Annotated in this window: 16 protein-coding genes; 4 read left to right on the forward strand and 12 right to left on the reverse strand. The window is 57.6% G+C overall.

From position 1 onward, the window contains the following. The first annotated feature begins 68 nt into the window (after window positions 1-68). Window positions 69-1,142: a porin OmpA gene (ompA, locus tag AC6I8F_RS12255; RefSeq protein WP_136545689.1), complete on the forward strand. Its 1,074-nt coding sequence runs from the start codon at window positions 69-71 to the stop codon at window positions 1,140-1,142. A gap of 68 nt (window positions 1,143-1,210) precedes the next feature. Here ompA and matP read toward each other — a convergent pair whose 3' ends face one another. After that, entirely contained in the window at window positions 1,211-1,678 is a 468-nt protein-coding gene (matP, locus tag AC6I8F_RS12260) for a macrodomain Ter protein MatP (RefSeq protein WP_021508308.1), read from the reverse strand. A 53-nt stretch (window positions 1,679-1,731) separates the two neighbouring features. Here matP and AC6I8F_RS12265 point away from each other — a divergent pair, with 53 nt between their 5' ends. Both AC6I8F_RS12265 and fabA read left to right on the forward strand, forming a co-directional pair. Beyond that, window positions 1,732-3,594 (forward strand): AAA family ATPase, encoded by a 1,863-nt coding sequence (locus AC6I8F_RS12265; RefSeq protein WP_498028068.1) that lies wholly within the window; start codon window positions 1,732-1,734, stop codon window positions 3,592-3,594. Window positions 3,595-3,661: 67 nt separating this feature from the next. After that, complete coding sequence (fabA, locus tag AC6I8F_RS12270) at window positions 3,662-4,180, forward strand: bifunctional 3-hydroxydecanoyl-ACP dehydratase/trans-2-decenoyl-ACP isomerase (protein ID WP_010616565.1); 519 nt, start codon at window positions 3,662-3,664, stop codon at window positions 4,178-4,180. Window positions 4,181-4,246: 66 nt separating this feature from the next. Here fabA and rmf read toward each other — a convergent pair whose 3' ends face one another. From rmf to rlmKL, 6 genes are all read right to left on the reverse strand, one after another. Then, on the reverse strand, window positions 4,247-4,414 hold the full coding sequence (gene rmf / locus AC6I8F_RS12275; RefSeq protein ID WP_013508548.1) for a ribosome modulation factor: 168 nt from the start codon (window positions 4,412-4,414) through the stop codon (window positions 4,247-4,249). A gap of 267 nt (window positions 4,415-4,681) precedes the next feature. Then, window positions 4,682-5,248: a membrane integrity-associated transporter subunit PqiC gene (gene pqiC, locus AC6I8F_RS12280; protein WP_021508310.1), complete on the reverse strand. Its 567-nt coding sequence runs from the start codon at window positions 5,246-5,248 to the stop codon at window positions 4,682-4,684. Next, complete coding sequence (gene pqiB / locus AC6I8F_RS12285) at window positions 5,245-6,888, reverse strand: intermembrane transport protein PqiB (protein ID WP_021508311.1); 1,644 nt, start codon at window positions 6,886-6,888, stop codon at window positions 5,245-5,247. Before pqiB ends, pqiC begins: the two co-directional genes overlap by 4 nt. Then, window positions 6,860-8,143 (reverse strand): membrane integrity-associated transporter subunit PqiA, encoded by a 1,284-nt coding sequence (pqiA, locus tag AC6I8F_RS12290; RefSeq protein ID WP_059008936.1) that lies wholly within the window; start codon window positions 8,141-8,143, stop codon window positions 6,860-6,862. Before pqiA ends, pqiB begins: the two co-directional genes overlap by 29 nt. Before the next feature lie 16 nt (window positions 8,144-8,159). Next, window positions 8,160-10,067, reverse strand: a complete 1,908-nt coding sequence (locus AC6I8F_RS12295) for an ABC transporter ATP-binding protein (protein WP_498028069.1) — start codon at window positions 10,065-10,067, stop codon at window positions 8,160-8,162. Window positions 10,068-10,072: 5 nt separating this feature from the next. Next, window positions 10,073-12,190, reverse strand: a complete 2,118-nt coding sequence (gene rlmKL, locus AC6I8F_RS12300) for a bifunctional 23S rRNA (guanine(2069)-N(7))-methyltransferase RlmK/23S rRNA (guanine(2445)-N(2))-methyltransferase RlmL (protein ID WP_152391154.1) — start codon at window positions 12,188-12,190, stop codon at window positions 10,073-10,075. Window positions 12,191-12,286: 96 nt separating this feature from the next. Here rlmKL and AC6I8F_RS12305 point away from each other — a divergent pair, with 96 nt between their 5' ends. After that, window positions 12,287-13,396, forward strand: a complete 1,110-nt coding sequence (locus tag AC6I8F_RS12305; protein ID WP_498028070.1) for a YcbX family protein — start codon at window positions 12,287-12,289, stop codon at window positions 13,394-13,396. A gap of 3 nt (window positions 13,397-13,399) precedes the next feature. On the opposite strand, the gene AC6I8F_RS12310 is transcribed toward AC6I8F_RS12305, so the two are convergent. The 5 genes from AC6I8F_RS12310 to AC6I8F_RS12330 form a co-directional block, all read right to left on the reverse strand. After that, a complete protein-coding gene (locus AC6I8F_RS12310) occupies window positions 13,400-13,942 on the reverse strand; it encodes a cell division protein ZapC (RefSeq protein WP_058759732.1) in 543 nt (180 codons plus the stop codon). A gap of 150 nt (window positions 13,943-14,092) precedes the next feature. Then, a complete protein-coding gene (pyrD, locus tag AC6I8F_RS12315; RefSeq protein WP_021508317.1) occupies window positions 14,093-15,103 on the reverse strand; it encodes a quinone-dependent dihydroorotate dehydrogenase in 1,011 nt (336 codons plus the stop codon). A 120-nt stretch (window positions 15,104-15,223) separates the two neighbouring features. Continuing rightward, window positions 15,224-16,228 carry a glycosyltransferase family 2 protein gene (locus tag AC6I8F_RS12320; RefSeq protein ID WP_058780800.1) on the reverse strand — a complete coding sequence of 335 codons (1,005 nt, stop codon included), beginning with the start codon at window positions 16,226-16,228 and terminating at the stop codon, window positions 15,224-15,226. After that, entirely contained in the window at window positions 16,225-17,742 is a 1,518-nt protein-coding gene (locus tag AC6I8F_RS12325; RefSeq protein WP_021508319.1) for a lipopolysaccharide biosynthesis protein, read from the reverse strand. Before AC6I8F_RS12325 ends, AC6I8F_RS12320 begins: the two co-directional genes overlap by 4 nt. Before the next feature lie 102 nt (window positions 17,743-17,844). Beyond that, window positions 17,845-18,639 carry a hypothetical protein gene (locus AC6I8F_RS12330; RefSeq protein WP_477529610.1) on the reverse strand — a complete coding sequence of 265 codons (795 nt, stop codon included), beginning with the start codon at window positions 18,637-18,639 and terminating at the stop codon, window positions 17,845-17,847. Window positions 18,640-18,698 lie beyond the last annotated feature (59 nt).

Genomic DNA, 18,698 nt, shown 5'->3' on the forward strand with positions numbered 1-18,698 from the left:
CGGCGAAGGATTACAACCAAGAGCAACCTTTTTGCTCATTGCCTATTTGGATGATAACGAGGCGCAAAATGAAAAAGACAGCTATCGCAATTGCAGTGGCACTGGCTGGCTTCGCTACCGTAGCGCAGGCCGCTCCTAAAGATGACACCTGGTACACCGGTGCTAAACTGGGCTGGTCTCAGTATCACGATACTGGTTACTACGGTAACGGTTACGTAAATAACGACGGTCCAACCCACGAATCTCAGCTGGGCGCAGGTGCTTTCCTGGGCTACCAGGCTAACCCATACCTGGGCTTCGAGCTGGGCTACGACTGGCTGGGCCGTATGCCGAACAAAGGCAACCAAGTTAACGGCGCATTCAAAGCACAGGGCGTACAGCTGGCAGCTAAACTGAGCTACCCAATTGCTGACGATCTGGACGTGTACACCCGTCTGGGTGGCATGGTTTGGCGTGCAGACTCAACTCAGGCTAACGTAGCTGACGGCACTCGCATCAGCAACCACGACACCGGCGTTTCTCCGCTGGCTGCTGTTGGTGTTGAATACGCACTGACCAAAAACTGGGCGACTCGCCTGGACTACCAGTGGGTTAACAACATCGGTGACGCAGGTACCGTTGGTGCGCGTCCAGACAACAGCATGCTGAGCGTCGGCGTTTCTTACCGTTTCGGTCAGGACGAAGCTGCTGCACCAGTTGTTGCTCCAGCGCCAGCTCCGGCTCCGGTTGTTGAAACCAAGCGTTTCACTCTGAAGTCTGACGTGCTGTTCACCTTCAACAAATCTACCCTGAAGCCAGAAGGCCAGCAGGCTCTGGATCAGCTGTACAGCCAGCTGAGCTCAATGGATCCGAAAGACGGTTCTGTTGTGGTTCTGGGCTTCACCGACCGCATCGGTTCAGACCAGTACAACCAGAAGCTGTCTGAGAAACGTGCTCAGTCTGTTGTCGACTACCTGGTATCTAAAGGTATCCCGGCTAACAAGATCTCTGCACGTGGCATGGGTGAATCTAACCCAGTTACTGGCAACACCTGTGACAGCGTGAAAGGCCGCAATGCCCTGATCGACTGCCTGGCGCCAGACCGTCGCGTTGAAATCGACGTGAAAGGTATCAAAGACGTTGTAACTCAGCCTCAGGCTTAAGTTATCGCGCAATAAAAAACCCCGCTTCGGCGGGGTTTTTTTGGTTTTTTATCACACGCAATTTTTTGCTATTCGTTATCCGCGCCGCCTTTACCCAGAATCGCCTGCAGATCCTGCTTCAGCGTCGACATCTGACTGGCATACTTCTCTTTGCGTTCTGCATCTTCGATCAGCTGAACAATGGTCTCTGACAGGGTGCTGTTACGACGCTGCGCCAGACCGGCCAGACGCTGCCACACCAGATACTCCAGATCGATCGATTTTTTCCGCGTGTGCTGATGCTCTGCGTTGAAATGACGTTTGCGCCGCGCGCGTATGGTCTGTTTCAGACGGTTTTCCAGCTCCGGATGGATATGCTTTGCGATCCAGTCACCGACCTCAACCGGGTTATTCTCCATCGCCAGCAACGTCTCTACCGCCGCCTGCGCAGCGCTCAGCTCAATATGCCGGGTGATCAGCTCACCTTCCCGATGCTTTTTCACCAGGTATTTCCACTTCCATCCACTTTCAAGATTTTCGAGTTGCTGGTATTTCATCGGAATCTCATCGTGATCACGTAACAAACTAAGAATAACAGCTTTTTTCCCGGATGCAGCAAGGAAAAACATGTTGCGGCCATCACAGTTCAGGCCGGAAGTGCGCCGTGCTTAACCGGGTTGAATCCTGTATAATCGCGCTTTTCCTGAACCAGACTAATGCGAATATTTTGACCAGCACTCAACTTACGTGGCAAGCCCTGCAGCCGGATAGCTCACGCTACCAATCACTTTTCTCAACCGTCTCTCTGGAAGATAGCGATACGCTTGCCGCGGTTCAGCCGCGTCTGCTGAATGCGCTGGCGCATTTACATCATCAAACGCTGGGCTTTCCGTTGCTGCTGTTACGCAGCCAGGAAAACAGTGATTATCTGGCGTGGATTGCCGAGGCGGCGCAGCGCTTTCAGCCTGACGAGGACGCGCTGTACGGCGGTGATTACCATGTGATGGGCGACAACGTCAGCCTGCAACCGCCAGCCGACGCCAGCCGTCCCTTCACCAGCACCGGTGGCGTGCATTACGCCGACTGGATTGAGTCCGAGCAGCTGTTTGGCTGCGTGCGTCAGTATAAAGATCGCGTACAGCTGGAGCCCGGTCTGCTGCATCAGGCTAACGGTGGCACGCTGATTCTGTCGATCAATACCCTGCTGGCGCAGCCGCTGCTGTGGCTACGCCTGCGCAAAGTGATCGAACTGGGCCGCTTCGACTGGTACTCACCGGACGAGCGTCGTCCCCTGCCGGTGACCATTCCCCCACTGCCGCTGCAGCTGCGTCTGATTTTATGTGGCGATCGCGAGGCGCTGGCCAGCTTCCAGGAACTGGACGTTGAAGTGCACGAAATGGCGCTTTACAGCGAGTTCGAAGAGAATCTGCAACTGGTCGATGAGGATGACATGGCCAACTGGTGCCGCTGGACGCTATGCCAGGCGGAACTGGCCGGCCTGACGCCACCCGAAGCTGATTTCTGGCCGCTGCTGATCCAGGAAGCGGTGCGTCTGACCGGCGATCAGGACACGCTGCCGCTGTGTCCGCGCTGGCTGCGCCGTCAGCTGCAGGAAGCCGCGCTGCACGGTGAGACGCTGAATGGTGAGGCGCTGAAAGAGGCGCTGGAAGCACGCCAGTGGCGCGAGAGTTTCCTTGCCGACCGGATGCGCGATGAGATCCTGTTAAATCAGATCATGATCGAAACGGAAGGCGAAGTAGTTGGTCAGATCAACGGCCTGTCGGTGATTGAATTCCCTGGTCATCCACGTCCGTGGGGCGAGCCATCACGCATCACCTGTGTTGTGCACCCGGGCGATGGCGAATTTACCGACGTGGAGCGCAAAGCGGAGCTTGGCGGCAACATCCACGCCAAAGGCATGATGATCATGCAGGCGTATCTGATTTCGGAGCTGGAGCTGGAACAGCAGCTGCCCTTCTCGGCATCGCTGGTGTTTGAGCAGTCTTACTCCGAAGTCGACGGTGACAGCGCCTCGCTGGCCGAGCTGTGCGTGCTGATCAGCGCGCTGGCAAACCAGCCGCTGAACCAGCAGATTGCCGTTACCGGTTCGGTGGACCAGTTTGGTAACGTGCAGCCGGTGGGTGGTCTGAATGAGAAAATCGAAGGCTTCTTCCATATCTGCCAGTCGCGTGAACTGACCGGAAAACAGGGCGTCATTCTGCCTGCCAGCAACGTGCGCCATCTCAGCCTCAGCGACGACGTGGTAGAAGCGGTACAGCAGGGCCAGTTCCATATCTGGGCGATTGAGCGCGTTGACGAAGCGCTGCCGCTGTTAACCGGTATTGCCTGGCAGAGCGAAAGCGGCGACTCGCTGCTGAGCTCCATTCAGGAGCGCATTACTCAGCTCAATCAGCAGGAAAACCGACCGCGGCCCTGGCCATTACGCTGGCTCAACTGGTTCAACCACAGCTGATTACATTGCCCAGCGTACAACTGTTCGCTAATATTCGGGCTTCACTAAAAGAAGGCATATTGAGAACATGGTAGATAAACGCGAATCCTATAGCAAAGAAGACCTGATTGCCTCTGGTCGCGGCGAACTGTTTGGCGAGAATGGCCCACCGCTTCCGTCTGACAACATGTTGATGATGGACCGCGTGGTCAAAATGACCGAAGACGGCGGCAAATTCGATAAAGGTTATGTGGAAGCCGAACTGGATATCCGCCCTGACCTGTGGTTCTTTGATTGCCACTTTAAAGGCGATCCGGTGATGCCAGGCTGTCTGGGTCTGGATGCTATGTGGCAGCTGGTTGGCTTCTATCTCGGCTGGCTGGGTGCGGAAGGTAAAGGCCGTGCGCTGGGTGTGGGTGAAGTGAAATTCACCGGCCAGGTTCTGCCGACGGCGAAGCTGGTTACTTACAAAATTCACTTCAAACGCGTCATCAACCGCAAGCTGGTGATGGGCGTGGCCGATGGCGAAGTGTTCGTCGACGGTAACCTGATTTACACCGCGACTGACCTGAAAGTGGGCCTGTTTAAAGACACTTCAGCGTTCTGACCCGCCAACAAAAACCTCCGCACGCAGCGGAGGTTTTTTTTCCTGTTTACAGACATCCGACGGTGCCTAAGCCACCGCCGACCTGTCCTCCATGGCTTGTCGCCAACCTCCCAACCAGTGAGACCGGGCATCGATCATTTGATAAGGGCATATCTCTTTTGAGCGGCCGGTAATGCCTGCCTGATAGCCTCGTGAATGTGCTCGTTCCAGGCGGTCTCTCTTCTGTCTCTTCATACCTCGTTTCCCTCATTTCAGGTCTGGTGGAATCTGGTGGAAAGAAAGAGTGGTGAATTAATGTTCAACCACAGTAATGTTCTAACCTGTGGTGGGTGAAAGGTCAATGCGCAAAATTCACGCCAATGTCATCAATTTGCCGTGAAATCGACACAAACCCCTCTGTGCCGCCGCCATATCTGGCTGATTCCGCAATAAAAAAGCCCCTGATTTGCGCGCCGTCACATAACGGCAAATCAGGGACTTAGCATAAACATCGAACAAATCCTAATTTAGCGTCACTACGCTGTTAGCGATCTGCTGTGCCGTTTGCTGCCAGCCGAGCGCCAGCGTGCGCACCAGCGCATCGTAGCCATCTTCGGTTTGCGGCAGCGTCAGATTAAAGCCATGTTTGATAAGCCGGCCTTGATGTTGCAACAGCCATTCACCGCTTACTACCACCTTGCCGTCATAACGGCCGTGGAAGCCGGTGACGTGCACGCTGAGCGTATCGTGCGTGTCACCCAGCGGCTGACTGGCCACCAGCCGGCCGGGCAACGCCTGCCCGAGGTTACTCACCAGTGTCTGCTGCAGCTGCTGGTCGAGCGGACTGGCCCACAGATTATTGGCGGCAATCACGTACTTCACGTCGCTGGTTTGATAAACCAGCCCGTTGCCGGCGAGATAATCCGGCACGCTCACCTGTTCAACCCAAATCATCGGCTGGCTGGCGGAGGCGTCACTGCTGACGCGCGCCATATTGCTGCCCGCAGGCAGCTGGTAATAAGTGGTGTCGATAGTGCTGCTGCAGCCCGCCAGCAGCAGCACAGCACCGATAATCAGCCCTTTTTTCACTGTTTCGCCCTCTTTGGCTGCGGATCCTGACCCGGTTTGGCTTCAAATACCAGCGCGTTGCTCTTACTGTTGAGCGTTTTCAGCACCGGCTGCAATTCGCGCAGCACCTGGTCAAGGCGCTGCATGTCGCCCACCAGTTTGTTATAGGCTGGCGATCCCGGCTGCAGCCCCTTCATGCTGCGATTAAGCTCGCGCAGGGTTTGCTGCATATCGGCCGGCAGCGTTTTCATCGCCGGGTTGGCGGTGATCTGATTGAGGTTATCCAGCGTTTTCTGCAGCTGCTGCAGGGTGCGCTGGCTCTCTTTCAGCGTGCCGGTGGCCTGGTTGATCATCGGGTTGAGCGGCAGCGCGTTGATCTTATCCAGCGCCGCCATCAGTTTCTGCTGAATCTGGCTCAGACCGCCGCTTACGGTCGGAATCACTTCCAGCCCCGCCACTTCGTTCGGTCCTTTGTAAGCCGGTGCATTGTCATAGAAGTCGAGATCGACAAACAGCGCACCGGACAGCAGGTTGCCGGTTTTCAGCGTGGCGCGCAGGCCGCGTTTCTTGCCATCCTGCAGATGCTGTTCAAGATTGAAGTCGCCACCCAGACGGCTGATAAAGCGGTCCGGCTCGATGCGGATCAGCACCGGCACGCGGTAATCGGTGTTCAGCGCCTGATTCACGCCCGGGATCATGTAAGGCACCTGAGCCACGGTACCAAGACGAATGCCGCGGAACTCTACCGGAGCGCCGACCTGCAGACCACGAATCGAGTCGCTGAAGAACATCAGGAAATCGGTGTGTTTGGTGTACAGCGAATCCTGAATGCTGCGCTGGTCATCATACAGATGGTAGTCGTCCTGGTTTTTGGCCAGCTCGCCGAGTTCCCAGCCGTCCGGCACGTCAAAGCTCACGCCACCGCTGAACAGGGTCGTCAGCGAGCCCATTTCGACGCGCATGCCGGAAGCGGACATATCCACCGCAATGCCGCTGTCTTTCCAGAAGCGCACATTGGTGGTAATCAGGCGATCGTAAGGCGCGGCGATGAACAGCTGATAGGTCATCATGCGCTTGTCGGTATCAAAGGTGCTGGTTTCCACCGTGCCGACGCGATAGCCGCGGAACAGCACCGGATCGCCCGGATTAAGCTGGCCGGCTTTTTTGCTGTCGAGGATGACGCGAATACCTTTGGCATCCGGCGGGGCCAGCGGCGGCGCGTCGAGCAGCTGATAATGCTCTGGCTTATCCCCTTTAGCGCCCGGCTGCAGTTCAATGTAGGCGCCGGAGAGCAGCGTACCGAGGCCCGTCACCCCTTCCCGGCCAATCTGCGGCTTCACCACCCAAAACACGCTGTCTTTATGCAGCAGTTTTTCCATGCCGGCATTCAGGCGCGCGGTGATCTCCACATGGTGCAGATCGTCCGTCAGTACCGCGCTTTCGACGGTGCCCACGTCGACGCTGCGGCTTTTAATGGTGGTTTTACCGGCAACAATGCCTTCGGCGTTTTCGGTGATCAGCGTGACCTGCGGTCCCTGATGGCTGAAGTGATAAAACAGAATCCATCCGCCGATTAACAGCGTGACGATAGGTACGATCCACACCGGCGACCAGCGTTTAATCTGGTCGACGTTAGCAATGCCGTGTTGGTTGTCCGTCAAGACGCGGCTCCTTACGTTCAGTTTCCTGTAGGCGATCCCAAATCAGGCGCGGATCAAACGTCATGGCGGCGAACATAGTCAGGATCACCACCAGCGCAAACAATAGCGCGCCTGGCGCAGGGTAAACACTCATCAGCTGGCCCATGCGCACCAGCGCGGAAAGCACAGCGATCACAAACACATCAATCATTGACCAGCGGCCAACAAACTCCACCACCTCATAAATCAGGTGCATCTTCTCGCTGTCGCGCCGGCCGCGGCCGCTGGCGTGCCAGCACAGCCAGCCAATCGCCACCATCTTCAGCGAAGGCACCATTATACTGGCGATAAAAATCACCAGCGCGACCGGCCAGGAGCCATCGCTCCACAGCAAAATCACGCCGGCCATAATGTTGGACGGATACTGCGAGCCGAGCGTTTCGGTCACCATGATCGGCATAATATTCGACGGGATATACAACATCACCGAGGTGATCAGCAGCGCCAGCGTCCACTGCAGGCTGTGCTGCCTGCGTGGCGCGGCGCTTACACCGCAGCGCGGACAGGTTTTCTGCGCGGCCGGGAGAATCGCGGTGCAGCACGGACAGCTGCGCAACCCCTGTTTCAGTCCGCTGATGCCCGCCTGCGGCGTTTGCGCCAGCGGCGGCAGAGGATCGATCCGCTGCCAGACCCAGCGGCGATCGACGCACTGAAACGCACGCAGCTGCAGCAGACAAAACAGGCACCACGGCCAGAAGCTGCTGCCAAGGCCAATTTCACCGTACGCCATCAGTTTGACGAAGCTGACCAGCACGCCGGCCATGAAAATTTCCGCCATACCCCAGCTGCGCAATTGAAACAGAATGCGTGCCAGCCCGAGTCGCAGGCTGTGCGGCAGGCGCACCGGATTGACCAGCAGCAGAATGGCGATCATGCAGAAAGCCGGAATGCCCTGCACAAACAGCAGGAACAGCGTGGCGAGGCTGCGATAATCCTCACGATCCATCACTTGCGGGATAGCCATCAGCGAGATCTGGCTGCTGAGCCCGGCCACATGCATGCTGATAAACGGAAACAGATTGGCCAGCAACAGCATAAACAGCGCCGCCAGCGCATAGCCGGTGGGACGTTTACGCGGTTCGTGCCAGTTAGCCACCAGCGTGGTGTGACAGCGCGGACAGCGCGCACGGCTGCCCACCGGTACGGCGGGCAGTTTTACGGTTAAATCACACTGCGGACAGAGCATCCAGTGCTGCGTCTGATGCGTGGCACACATGCTGACTCCCTCTGCGTTATGCGCCGTTTTTCAGCGCTTCCAGCTCTTCCCACCGTTCAAAGGTGGTTTCCAGCTCCTGCTCCGCCTGCGCCAGCGCATCCAGCACCGGCTGCGTTTTGTCGTGCGGCTGGCTGAAGAAGTCCGGATGACTCATCTGCGCCTGCAGCTCACAGATACGCGTCTCCAGCTGCTCCAGCTTTTGCGGCAGCTGTTCCAGTTCACGCGTCAGGTTATAGCTTAGCTTGCCTGCGCTGCGTTTGGGGGCGTCGGCTTTTTCTGCCGGTTTAGTCGCTGCGCTTTTGACCGGTGCAGCTTTGGTCTGCTTGTAAGCGGCGCGCTGCTGCTGCGCATCATGGTAGCCACCGACGAAGGTACCGATCTCGCCGTTGCCTTCAAAGATCCAGCATTCGGTCACGGTGTTATCCACAAACTGACGATCGTGGCTCACCAGCAGTACGGTTCCCTGATAGCCATCCACCAGCTCTTCCAGCAGCTCGAGCGTTTCGACGTCGAGGTCGTTGGTCGGTTCGTCAAGGATCAGCAGGTTGCTGGGCTTGAGGAACAGACGCGCCAGCAGCAGGCGGTTACGCTCGCCGCCGGACAGCGCACGCACCGGCGTCATGGCGCGTTTCGGGTGGAACAGGAAGTCCTGCAGATAGCCGAGCACGTGGCGCGGCTTGCCGTTGACCATCACTTCCTGTTTGCCTTCCGCCAGGTTGTCCATCACGGTTTTATCCGGATCGAGCTCCGCGCGGTGCTGATCGAAGTAGGCGATTTCCAGTTTGGTGCCGCAGTGCACGCGACCGGCATCTGCCTTCAACTGGCCGAGCATCAGGCGCAGCAGCGTGGTTTTACCACAGCCGTTCGGGCCAATCAGGGCGATTTTGTCGCCGCGCTGTACTTGGGTGGAGAAATCCTTCACCAGCGTTTTGCCGTCAACGCCGTAATCCACGTTTTCCAGCTCAAAGACGATTTTGCCGGAACGCGCCGCTTCACCGACCTGCATATTGGCTTTGCCCATCACGTCACGCCGTTCGGAGCGTTCACGACGCAGCGCTTTCAGCGCGCGCACGCGGCCTTCGTTACGGGTGCGACGCGCTTTAATGCCCTGGCGAATCCATACTTCTTCCTGCGCCAGCTTGCGGTCGAATTCGGCGTTTTGCATCTCTTCAACGCGCAGCGCTTCCTCTTTGCCGAGCAGGAACTGATCGTAATCGCCCGGCCATGACACCAGCTTGCCGCGATCGAGGTCGACGATGCGCGTCGCCATATTGCGGATAAACGAGCGGTCGTGCGAAATAAACACGATGCTGCCGTTGAAGGTTTTCAGGAAGCTTTCCAGCCAGTCGATGGTTTCAATATCGAGATGGTTAGTCGGTTCGTCGAGCATCAGCACGCGCGGGTTACTGACCAGCGCTCGGCCCAGCGCGGCTTTACGCAGCCAGCCACCGGAGAGTGACGACAGCTCGGTGTCCGCCTGCAGCCCGATTTGCTGCAACACATCGTTGATGCGGCTGTCGAGCTGCCACAGGTTGTGATGGTCGAGAATCGTCTGCAGTCGCCCCATTTCGTTGAGGTTTTTCTCGCTCGGATCTTCCATCACCAGGTGCGATATGGCGTGATACGCCTTAAGGTGCTCAGCCTGTTCGGCCACGCCTTCGGCAACGAAGTCGTACACCGAACCGGTGATATTGCGTGGCGGGTCCTGTTGCAGCCGCGCGACCACCAAATCCTGCTCATAAATAATGCGGCCGTCATCCAGCGGCTGTTCGCCGTTGATGATTTTCATCAGCGTCGATTTACCGGCGCCGTTGCGCCCAACCAGACAGACGCGCTCGCCCTCTTCGATATGCAGTTCGGTGTTATCCAACAGCGGCGCATCGCTGAACGACAGGTAAGCGCCATGGATACTGATCAGTGACATAAAACTTATTCCTTACCGGCGTGGCTTACCAGCCAGCAGTTGTGAATTTGACGGTTGCGCGCAAAGTCCTGCGACAGCGTTTTTTGCGTAATTTCCTGCGCCTGCAGACCCAGACGCTGCAAGCCGTCCAGATCCATTTTGAAGCCGCGCTTGTTGTTGGAGAACATAATGGTGCCGCCGCGACGCAGCATGCGCTTCAGGTTCTGCAGCAGCATCAGGTGGTCGCGCTGCACATCGAAGTCATCTTCCATGCGTTTGGAGTTGGAGAAGGTCGGCGGATCGATAAAGATCAGATCGAACTGCTCATCGCTTTCGCGCAGCCAGCTCAGGCAGTCCGCCTGCATCAGGCGATGCTGGCGCCCGGTTAATCCGTTCAGGCGCAGGTTACGTTCGGCCCACTCCAGATAGGTGCGCGACATATCGACCGTGGTGGTGGACTTGGCGCCGCCCAGCCCGGCGTGCACGCTGGCGCTACCGGTATAGGAGAACAGGTTAAGGAAATCTTTCCCCTGGCTCATCTGGCCCAGCATCTGGCGCGCGATACGGTGGTCGAGGAACAGACCGGTATCGAGATAATCCGTCAGGTTCACCAGCAGCCGCGCGTTAAACTCCTGCACTTCAAAGAATTCGCCCTTCTCGCTCAGCTTCTGGTACTGATTTTTGCCCTTCTGCCGTTCGCGGGTTTTCAGCACCAGGCGATTGGCCGGTATCTCCAGTACGCTCAGCGTGGCACCGATCACGTCAAACAGGCGCTGGCGTGCTTTGGTCGCATCCACGGTTTTCGGCGGCGCGTACTCCTGAACCACCACCCAGTCGGCGTAGCGATCGACCGCCACGTTATACTCCGGCAGATCGGCGTCATACAGGCGGTAGCAGTCAATATTCGACTGGCGCGCCCACTTGTCCAGTTTTTTGCTGTTCTTACGCAGGCGGTTAGCAAAGTCTTCGGCAATCTGTGCGCCGCCTTCGGCGCTGTTCGCCGCCAGCTGGTAGTTCTTCTGTACGCACTCCAGCGGACCGTTTTTCGCTTTAAACTGGCGATCGGCGCGCAGCTGCAGGCAGCTGAGCAGCTCGGGTGAGGCGCTGAACAGCGACAAATTCCAGCCACCAAACTGCTGTTTCATGATGCGGCCCAGCTGGCTGTGCAGCGCAATCAGCGCCGGCTCGCTCTCCAGACGCTCACCGTACGGCGGGTTACTCAGCACCGTACCGCGCATCGCTTCGCCCGCCAGCGGATTTTTCAGCTGCAGCACATCCTGCTGCGCGAAGGTGAACAGATCAAACACGCCGGCGCGGCGTGCGTTGGCACGTGCCCATTCCAGCACGCGACCATCATTATCATAGCCAAAGAAGCGTGACGTGGTGGCGGCCGTGCCGGCGCGCGCACGCTGCAGCGCGTCGCTGCGCACTTCCTGCCACAGTGCATTGTTGTGGCGTTTCCAGCGGCTGAAGCCCCAGTGCGAACGCAGCAGGCCTGGCGCGCGATCGCAGGCGATCAGCGCCGCTTCAATCAGCAGCGTACCGGAGCCGCACATCGGATCGACCAGCGGCGTGCCGTTCTGCCAGCCGGAGCGCATCACAATCGCCGCCGCCAGGTTCTCTTTCAGCGGTGCCTGGCCGGTTTGCTGGCGATAGCCGCGCTGGTGCAGTGCGGTGCCACTCAGATCCAGCGCAATGCTGACACGATCTTTGTTCAGCCATGCGTTGATGCGGATGCCCGGCTGCTCGCGATCCACGCTCGGACGCTCCAGATTCTGCCGGGTAAAGCTATCAACAATCGCATCTTTGATGCGCAGCGCACCAAACTGGCTGTTGCGGATCACCTCGTTAGTGCCGCTGAAGTGGATGGCGAACGTGGTGTTGCTATCAAACAGCTCGCTCCACGGGATGCTTTGCGCGCCGACGTAGAGATCGAGATCGCTCCAGACGCCGAATTCTCCCAGCGGCAGCAAAATACGTGAAGCCAGACGGCTCCACAGCAGGCTTTGGTACATTACGCGGTCGTCGGCTCGGAAGTGGACGCCGCCCTGCACCACCTGCAAATCCTGCGCACCCAGCGCGTCCAGCTCAGTTTTCAACAGCTCTTCGAGCCCACGCGCCGTACTGGCAAACAGAGAATTCATATCGTCACTTTTACTCTTGCTAAAATTGTTGCGCATTATAGCGAATCAGCGTCCTATGTCATAAAGTTAGCTTCTTTTTGTCTGTACGGAGTTGTGATGATTACCCTGTCTCGCCTGTATATTCACCCGGTTAAATCGATGCGTGGTTTGCAGCTGTCACACGCACAGGTGCTGGAAAGCGGTCTGGCCTTCGATCGCATCTTTATGGTGACCGAAGCGGACGGGACCTTTATTACCGCCCGCCAGTTTCCGGAGATGGTGCGTTTCACGCCCGCCCTGCTGCCCGACGGGCTATTCATCACCGCACCGGACGGCAGCCAGGCGCTGATCCGCTTCAGCGATTTCAGCGCCCAGCCGGCACCGACGGAAGTGTGGGGCAACCAGTTCACTGCCCGCATTGCGCCTGACACCATCAACCAGTGGCTGAGCGGCTTTTTCCCGCGCCCGGTGCAGCTGCGCTGGGTTGGCACTGAGCCGTCACGCCGGGTAAAACGCTTCGATCAGGTCCCGCTGGGGTTCGCTGACGGTTTCCCTTACCTGCTGGTCAACATGGCGTCGCTGCAGGATCTGCAGCAGCGCTGTCCGGCCAGCGTGCGGCTGGAACAGTTCCGCCCCAATCTGATCGTCAGCGGCGCCAGCGCCTGGGATGAGGACAGCTGGAAACGTATTAAGATCGGCGAGATCACTTTCGAGATGCCGAAGCCGTGCAGCCGCTGCGTGTTTACCACCATCGGCACCGAAAGCGGCCGCAAGCATCCACAGGGCGAACCGCTCGCCACGCTGCAGCGTTTCCGCAGCGCGCAGGACGGCAGCGGAGATATCGATTTCGGCCTGAATCTGATTGCGCTTAACAGCGGTATCGTGCGCGTCGGCGATACGGTTGAAGTGCTGGAACGGCAAACGCCGCGCGCTTACGGTGCCGGTGAGGTGGTGGAAACGCTGCAGGCCGCCAGCAGCGCGCCAGCCGCCGTGACCATTGGCTATCAGGGGCAGCAGTTTGCCGGCGATAATCAGCAGGTATTACTGGAACAGCTGGAGATGCAGGGCTTTCGCATTCCCTATTCGTGTCGTGCCGGAATCTGCGGCAGTTGCAAAATGACGCTGGTGTCGGGTGACGTGAAGGCGCTGAAGCAGAGCGCGGTGCGCGGCGATGGCACCATTCTCAGCTGCAGCTGTATTCCGGACGGAGATATCGAACTGGCGTAAGCGCTACACCGCGCGGGCGAAGGGCGCGCTGCTCTCCTGCAACTGCGGCTGCAGGCGATCGTTCATGATCTTGATGGCATCGCCGAGCTGCATCCCTTTGCCCGCCACCGTCAGCGCACTCTGCGCCAGCAGACAGAGCGCGGCATTCTCGCCGCTTTCGACCACCAGCAGCTGCGCCTGTTCGCCGCTGTCAGCCAGCGTTACCGCCACCATATCGCCCGCGACGGGCTGCCAGCTGTGCGCATGGCTGGTGAAGTGCCAGCTTTTCGGCATCAGCGGCTTAAGGAAACGGCTGGCCACCAGCGCATTCAGCACCAGCTCGGCGCGCTGATCGCTTTTTAAACCGCTCTGGCGACAGCGCTCTTCAAAAGTAAAATAAAGCGCAGCGTCATCAACGCAAAAACCGCTGTCATTAAAGGCATCGGGCGTCAGCATTTTGCGCGAGAAGCGCGAGCGAAATAACATTCCATCGGCCAGATCCAGCATCATCCGGTCATGCTCTGCGTCAAAATACCAACGCCAGTTGTCATCGGGTTTGATTTTCATGGGGTGCCCTGTGGATTTACGCTGCGCTAAACGGCGCTGAAATTTAAAATATTGCTTTAAGGAAAAAGCTGAAAATTGTACGAACAGGACAAAATATAAACGAGCCGGAGGGAGAAATAAACCCCCCGGCCAGGGAAAGTGAGAAATGTCTTAGAGATGGGTCACGATATCTTTAATTAAACCTGGACCTTTATAAATAAAGCCGGAGTATATCTGCACCAGCGTTGCGCCAGCCGCCATTTTTTCCCGTGCCGCGACCAGCGAATCAATGCCACCGACGCCAATAATAGGCAGACGTCCCTGCAGCTCCTGCGCCAGACGGCGAATCACCTCGGTGCTGCGCGACTGTACCGGACGGCCACTTAATCCCCCCGCTTCGTCGGCATATTTCAGCCCGCTCACCAGCGAACGATCGAGCGTGGTATTGGTGGCGATCACGCCGTCTATTTCGTGGCGCACTAAACTGTCGGCAACCTGGATCAATTCTTCTTCAGAAAGATCCGGCGCGATCTTCACCGCCACCGGCACATATTTCAGATGGCTTTCCTGCAGCGCCCGCTGTTTTAATTTAATCGCCGACAGCAGATCGTCCAGCGCTTCGCCATATTGCAGCGAACGTAATCCGGGGGTATTCGGTGAGGAAATATTGATGGCAATATAACCGGCGTGCGCATACACCTTTTCCATGCAGGTGAGATAATCGTCTTTGCCCTGCTCCACCGGCGTGTCTTTATTTTTACCAATATTGATGCCGAGCACGCCTTTAAAGCGCGCCTTTTTCACATTCTCAACCAGGTGATCGACGCCGAGATTATTAAACCCCATGCGGTTGATGATACCTTCCGCCGCCACCAGCCGGAACATACGGGGTTTGTCATTGCCCGGCTGTGCGCGTGGCGTCACCGTGCCCACCTCGACAAAGCCAAAGCCCATGGCGCCAAAGGCATCAATGCACTCCGCGTTCTTATCCAGCCCCGCAGCCAGACCCAGCGCGTTCGGAAAGGTCAGCCCCATACAGGTCACCGGGCGTGACGGCAGCGACTGACGAATCAGCCCTTCCAGCGGCGTGCCGCTGATGAAGCGTAACTGTTGAAAGGTGAGTTCGTGCGCGCGCTCTGGATCGAGCTTAAACAGCGCCGGCCGGACGATAGGATATAGCATGCACTCTCCTGAATGGCGGAAGCTTCGTGAAAGTCGGGTGCACGGGAATTTGTGCGCCAGAATGGTAAGGTGCTCTGGCGCAAAAGTAAATTACTCTGGGATGCAACAATTTGATCGGTATCAGCGTCGGGCGGAATAGCGTCCCAGACGATCGCGGCAGGCCTGTAAGCCGCTGTAAATCGCCGGGCAATACCACAGCAGTTTCAGTCGCGCGTTGTGCTGTAACACTTTACGCACCAGCTGATTCACCTGCGGCTGCCACTCGGCGGGCACCGTCATGTGATTTTTGCGGATTTGCGTCAGGCAGCCGTGCATCACCGTCTGGTAATAATCGTCCAGCAGCGCCTCATCGTGCGGCAGTTGCTGCTGCTGCAGGAACTGCTCACTGCCGGCGCGGGCGATAAAGTAATTTTTCACCCATGAGAAGTCGCGCGTGCTCTGCGACAGTGAACTCAGCATAAAGCGTTTGTAGTAGTAGCTCTGGCTGGTGCAGTACAGCGCGCGCGCCTGCAGATAAAGGGCAAACATAAAGGGCGCGTCTTCATGGTTCTGGATCGGCAGAAACTGCAGATCGAGCTGGTCAATCAGCCGACGCGAGATGATGCTGCTCCAGATCACCCGATGCGCCGACTGATGCTGAATCAGCGTGCGCAGCGTGGCACTGCCGCCCGGCAGCAGGCCGCTGACGTGGCGCTGATGGATGGTCTGATAATGGCGCTGCGGCGCTGGCAGGTCGAAAAACATCTTCGCGCCAAAGCAGAACAGATCAATCTCCGGGTGACGCGCCTGCACGCGGCGGAAATCGGCGAACAGTTCTGTCGAGACGAAGTCGTCGGCATCCATAAAATAGACGAAATCGCCGCTGGCTGCGGCCAGCCCCTTCATGCGCGCGGCACTGACGCCGCCGCGTCCACCACTCAGCAGCGTCACCTGCGGATGCTGCGCAGCAAACGCCGTCAGCCAGGCCACGCTGTCATCACTCGAGCCATCATCAATAATGATGATCTCTTCCGGCGGCGATGACTGGCGAAGCAGCGACCCCAGGGTTTCCGGCAGCCAGGGCGCGCAGTTCCAGTTAGGGATAATTACCGAAACCGTCGGCGTGCGGCGTGATGTCATGCTCATCCTCTTTCCTCTGCGTTAACAAGCGGCGCGCGCAGGCGTTTTAGCACCAGGCTATGTAACAGACAGCACACGCCAAGGTTAAAGGCCCCGATCAGCCCCAGCCACAGCAGGTTGATCCAGCGATTCTGGTTCCACTCGATGGGCAGCAGCGTGCTGAGCCAGGCAATCAGCGCCGACACCGCCCAAATCAGCGCTACGTCGCGCGTCAGCCAGCTGAAATGGATGCCCGGCGCAAAGCGGCGATGCACCAGCCACGCCCAGCCAACTAAATAGAAGATGTTCTGCCCCAGCCACAGCCAGCCGGTGCCCAGCGCCCCGTAATGGACGGCACACCAGATGTTGAGCGGCACCAGCACGACGGCAAAACAGGTGAATCCCTGCATGTGCAGTTTCAGATTGCCGTTAACGTATTGCAGGTGATACAGCAGGCCGCAGATCGCCTGGATACCGCTGCCGAGCGCATAGAGGCTAAGCACAAACGCCATCTCTTCGACAATTTGCGGTTTCTGCGTCCACGCCCACAGTAGCGGTCCGGCATAGCAGGCAATGGTGATGCTGAGCGGGGCCATAAAAATTGCCACCGCCTGGGTGGTATAGCGATAGAGCTTCAGCGATTCGGCATCGCCCTGCTGACGGGTTTTCATGCCGGTCATGCGCGGCACAATCGCCTGCATAATCGGACTGCTCAGCAGCAGGATCCCGGTCGCGGCCGTGGCGACCACGGTGAACGAGCCGTACTCGCTCAGCGGCAGGGTTTTTGACAGCACCAGCCGGTCAATTTGCGAAATAAAGGTCCACACGGCGCTGGAGAAGGCGGCGCTTAGCGCAAAGCGAATAAAGGGTTTGAGCACGCCTTTCAGATCGTCGCGCTTCTCTTTGCGCGCTGCGCGGGGCACCAGCTGACAGGATTTCCAGATACAGCAGGCGGCCTCGGCAATCGACACCAGCAATTGCCAGATAAAGAAGGTCAGCAGCGGATTCGGGAACAGCTGGATCACCAGTACCGCGCCAAAAGTACGCAGCGTGGTAATGATCAGGTTCACGCCGTTGAGCCAGACCTGATGCTCAAAACCGACAATCACGCTGCGATACGGGCTGGTACGCCAGCGAATCGCGGCGGTGATCACCATGATCGCCACGGCCACCACCACATCGCTGGCGGGCAAGTGCTGCGCATCCAGCCAGTGCGTGGCGATCCATGGCGTCGCCAGCCAGCCGAGCACCACCAGCACCAGGGTGGAGAACAGAAAGAAGCGGGTCAGCGTGGCAAACAGCGCCGGAAACCAGACAAATTCTGCCTGATTCGCCCGGTAGCGTGCCGCCTCGCGCATCAGCGTGGTTGAAACGCCCGCGTCGAGCAGCTGCAGCCAGGTCAGCAATATAGAAAAGAAGCCCACAAGACCGTAAGCTTCCATACCTAAATGCTGAATATACAGGGGAACTACTAAAATACCTGACAGCGTCAGATAGATCTGGCCAACATAGTTGGCAATCGCGTTACGTTTGATAGACATAAAAACTCTGGCGTCTGGGTATTTTTCTCAGTGTTAACAGCGTGACACAAAAATACCTCAGCGCCCACGGGAGTAATTCTTAAAATTAACGCTGGCGCTATCTCAGCGGCTTTTTCTCATTTTCATCAGTGAGAAATAGAGGTCGGGCTGTTTCAGTAACAGTTTTTCCATTGTGCTCTGCGGTGAAAACTGATCGGCAAAGTAGCGCACCGCGTGCCGCACATTATTAGAGAACTGCGTTTCAGCGTTTAATTCCTGCTGTACCAGCTGTAATAACCCGCTGCGTAAATAACTCTGGCGATAACGGTTTCGCTCCGGAATAAAGTGTGACAAACGGGTGACCTTTTCATACTCCGTCATAAATTGCTGATAGCTGGGTGGCGGATTAACCGTGGTGACCTCATGCTCAGCGCGAGCATCCAGCAGCCATACCGTTTGCGTATTTAACAGGCCGGCCAGCATCACATCCTGAATGCGTACCAGCGGAGCGGCATTTTTCATCAGCGCGGCGCGCAGGATGACCGCATAGTTATTCTGCTGCCACAGGCGCTGCGCCTGCAGCTGCTGGAACAGCTGCAGCGACGACTGCAGGCCGCTGCTCAGTGCGCGTGGTGCCAGTGAAACCAGCATGCAGTTGAGCTCCGGGCGCTGATGGCTGAGCGTTGCCACTTCCTGCAACAGTGCAGCAGAGGGCGCAAAGCCGTCGGCGGCAAACAGTAAGAACGCGTCGTCGCTGACGCTCTCCGCCGCTGGCTGTGGCACAGCGGTAAACTGGCTGTGCGCGGCATCCGGCTGCAGCAGATAACACAATAGTGGATTAACGTTATCAGCCGCGACGCGCGCGGGCTGAGCGGTAACCGGCTCAGCCGGGTGCACTAACAGAGCAGACCTTCCCATATTCCTCTCCCTAAAAATAATACTGAATAATGGCCAGACAAAAATCCGCCCAATTAAGC

It is taken from the genome of gamma proteobacterium symbiont of Axiagastus rosmarus (assembly GCF_059730925.1).

Bases quoted from the DNA above. Each gene is read 5' to 3' on its own strand.
- ompA (WP_136545689.1), top strand. From the start codon at position 69: ATGAAAAAGACAGCTATCGCAATTGCAGTGGCACTGGCTGGCTTCGCT.
- matP (WP_021508308.1), bottom strand. From the start codon at position 1,678: ATGAAATACCAGCAACTCGAAAATCTTGAAAGTGGATGGAAGTGGAAA.
- AC6I8F_RS12265 (WP_498028068.1), top strand. From the start codon at position 1,732: ATGCAGCAAGGAAAAACATGTTGCGGCCATCACAGTTCAGGCCGGAAG.
- fabA (WP_010616565.1), top strand. From the start codon at position 3,662: ATGGTAGATAAACGCGAATCCTATAGCAAAGAAGACCTGATTGCCTCT.
- rmf (WP_013508548.1), bottom strand. From the start codon at position 4,414: ATGAAGAGACAGAAGAGAGACCGCCTGGAACGAGCACATTCACGAGGC.
- pqiA (WP_059008936.1), bottom strand. From the start codon at position 8,143: ATGTGTGCCACGCATCAGACGCAGCACTGGATGCTCTGTCCGCAGTGT.
- AC6I8F_RS12295 (WP_498028069.1), bottom strand. From the start codon at position 10,067: ATGTCACTGATCAGTATCCATGGCGCTTACCTGTCGTTCAGCGATGCG.
- rlmKL (WP_152391154.1), bottom strand. From the start codon at position 12,190: ATGAATTCTCTGTTTGCCAGTACGGCGCGTGGGCTCGAAGAGCTGTTG.
- AC6I8F_RS12305 (WP_498028070.1), top strand. From the start codon at position 12,287: ATGATTACCCTGTCTCGCCTGTATATTCACCCGGTTAAATCGATGCGT.
- AC6I8F_RS12310 (WP_058759732.1), bottom strand. From the start codon at position 13,942: ATGAAAATCAAACCCGATGACAACTGGCGTTGGTATTTTGACGCAGAG.
- pyrD (WP_021508317.1), bottom strand. From the start codon at position 15,103: ATGCTATATCCTATCGTCCGGCCGGCGCTGTTTAAGCTCGATCCAGAG.
- AC6I8F_RS12320 (WP_058780800.1), bottom strand. From the start codon at position 16,228: ATGAGCATGACATCACGCCGCACGCCGACGGTTTCGGTAATTATCCCT.
- AC6I8F_RS12325 (WP_021508319.1), bottom strand. From the start codon at position 17,742: ATGTCTATCAAACGTAACGCGATTGCCAACTATGTTGGCCAGATCTAT.
- AC6I8F_RS12330 (WP_477529610.1), bottom strand. From the start codon at position 18,639: ATGGGAAGGTCTGCTCTGTTAGTGCACCCGGCTGAGCCGGTTACCGCT.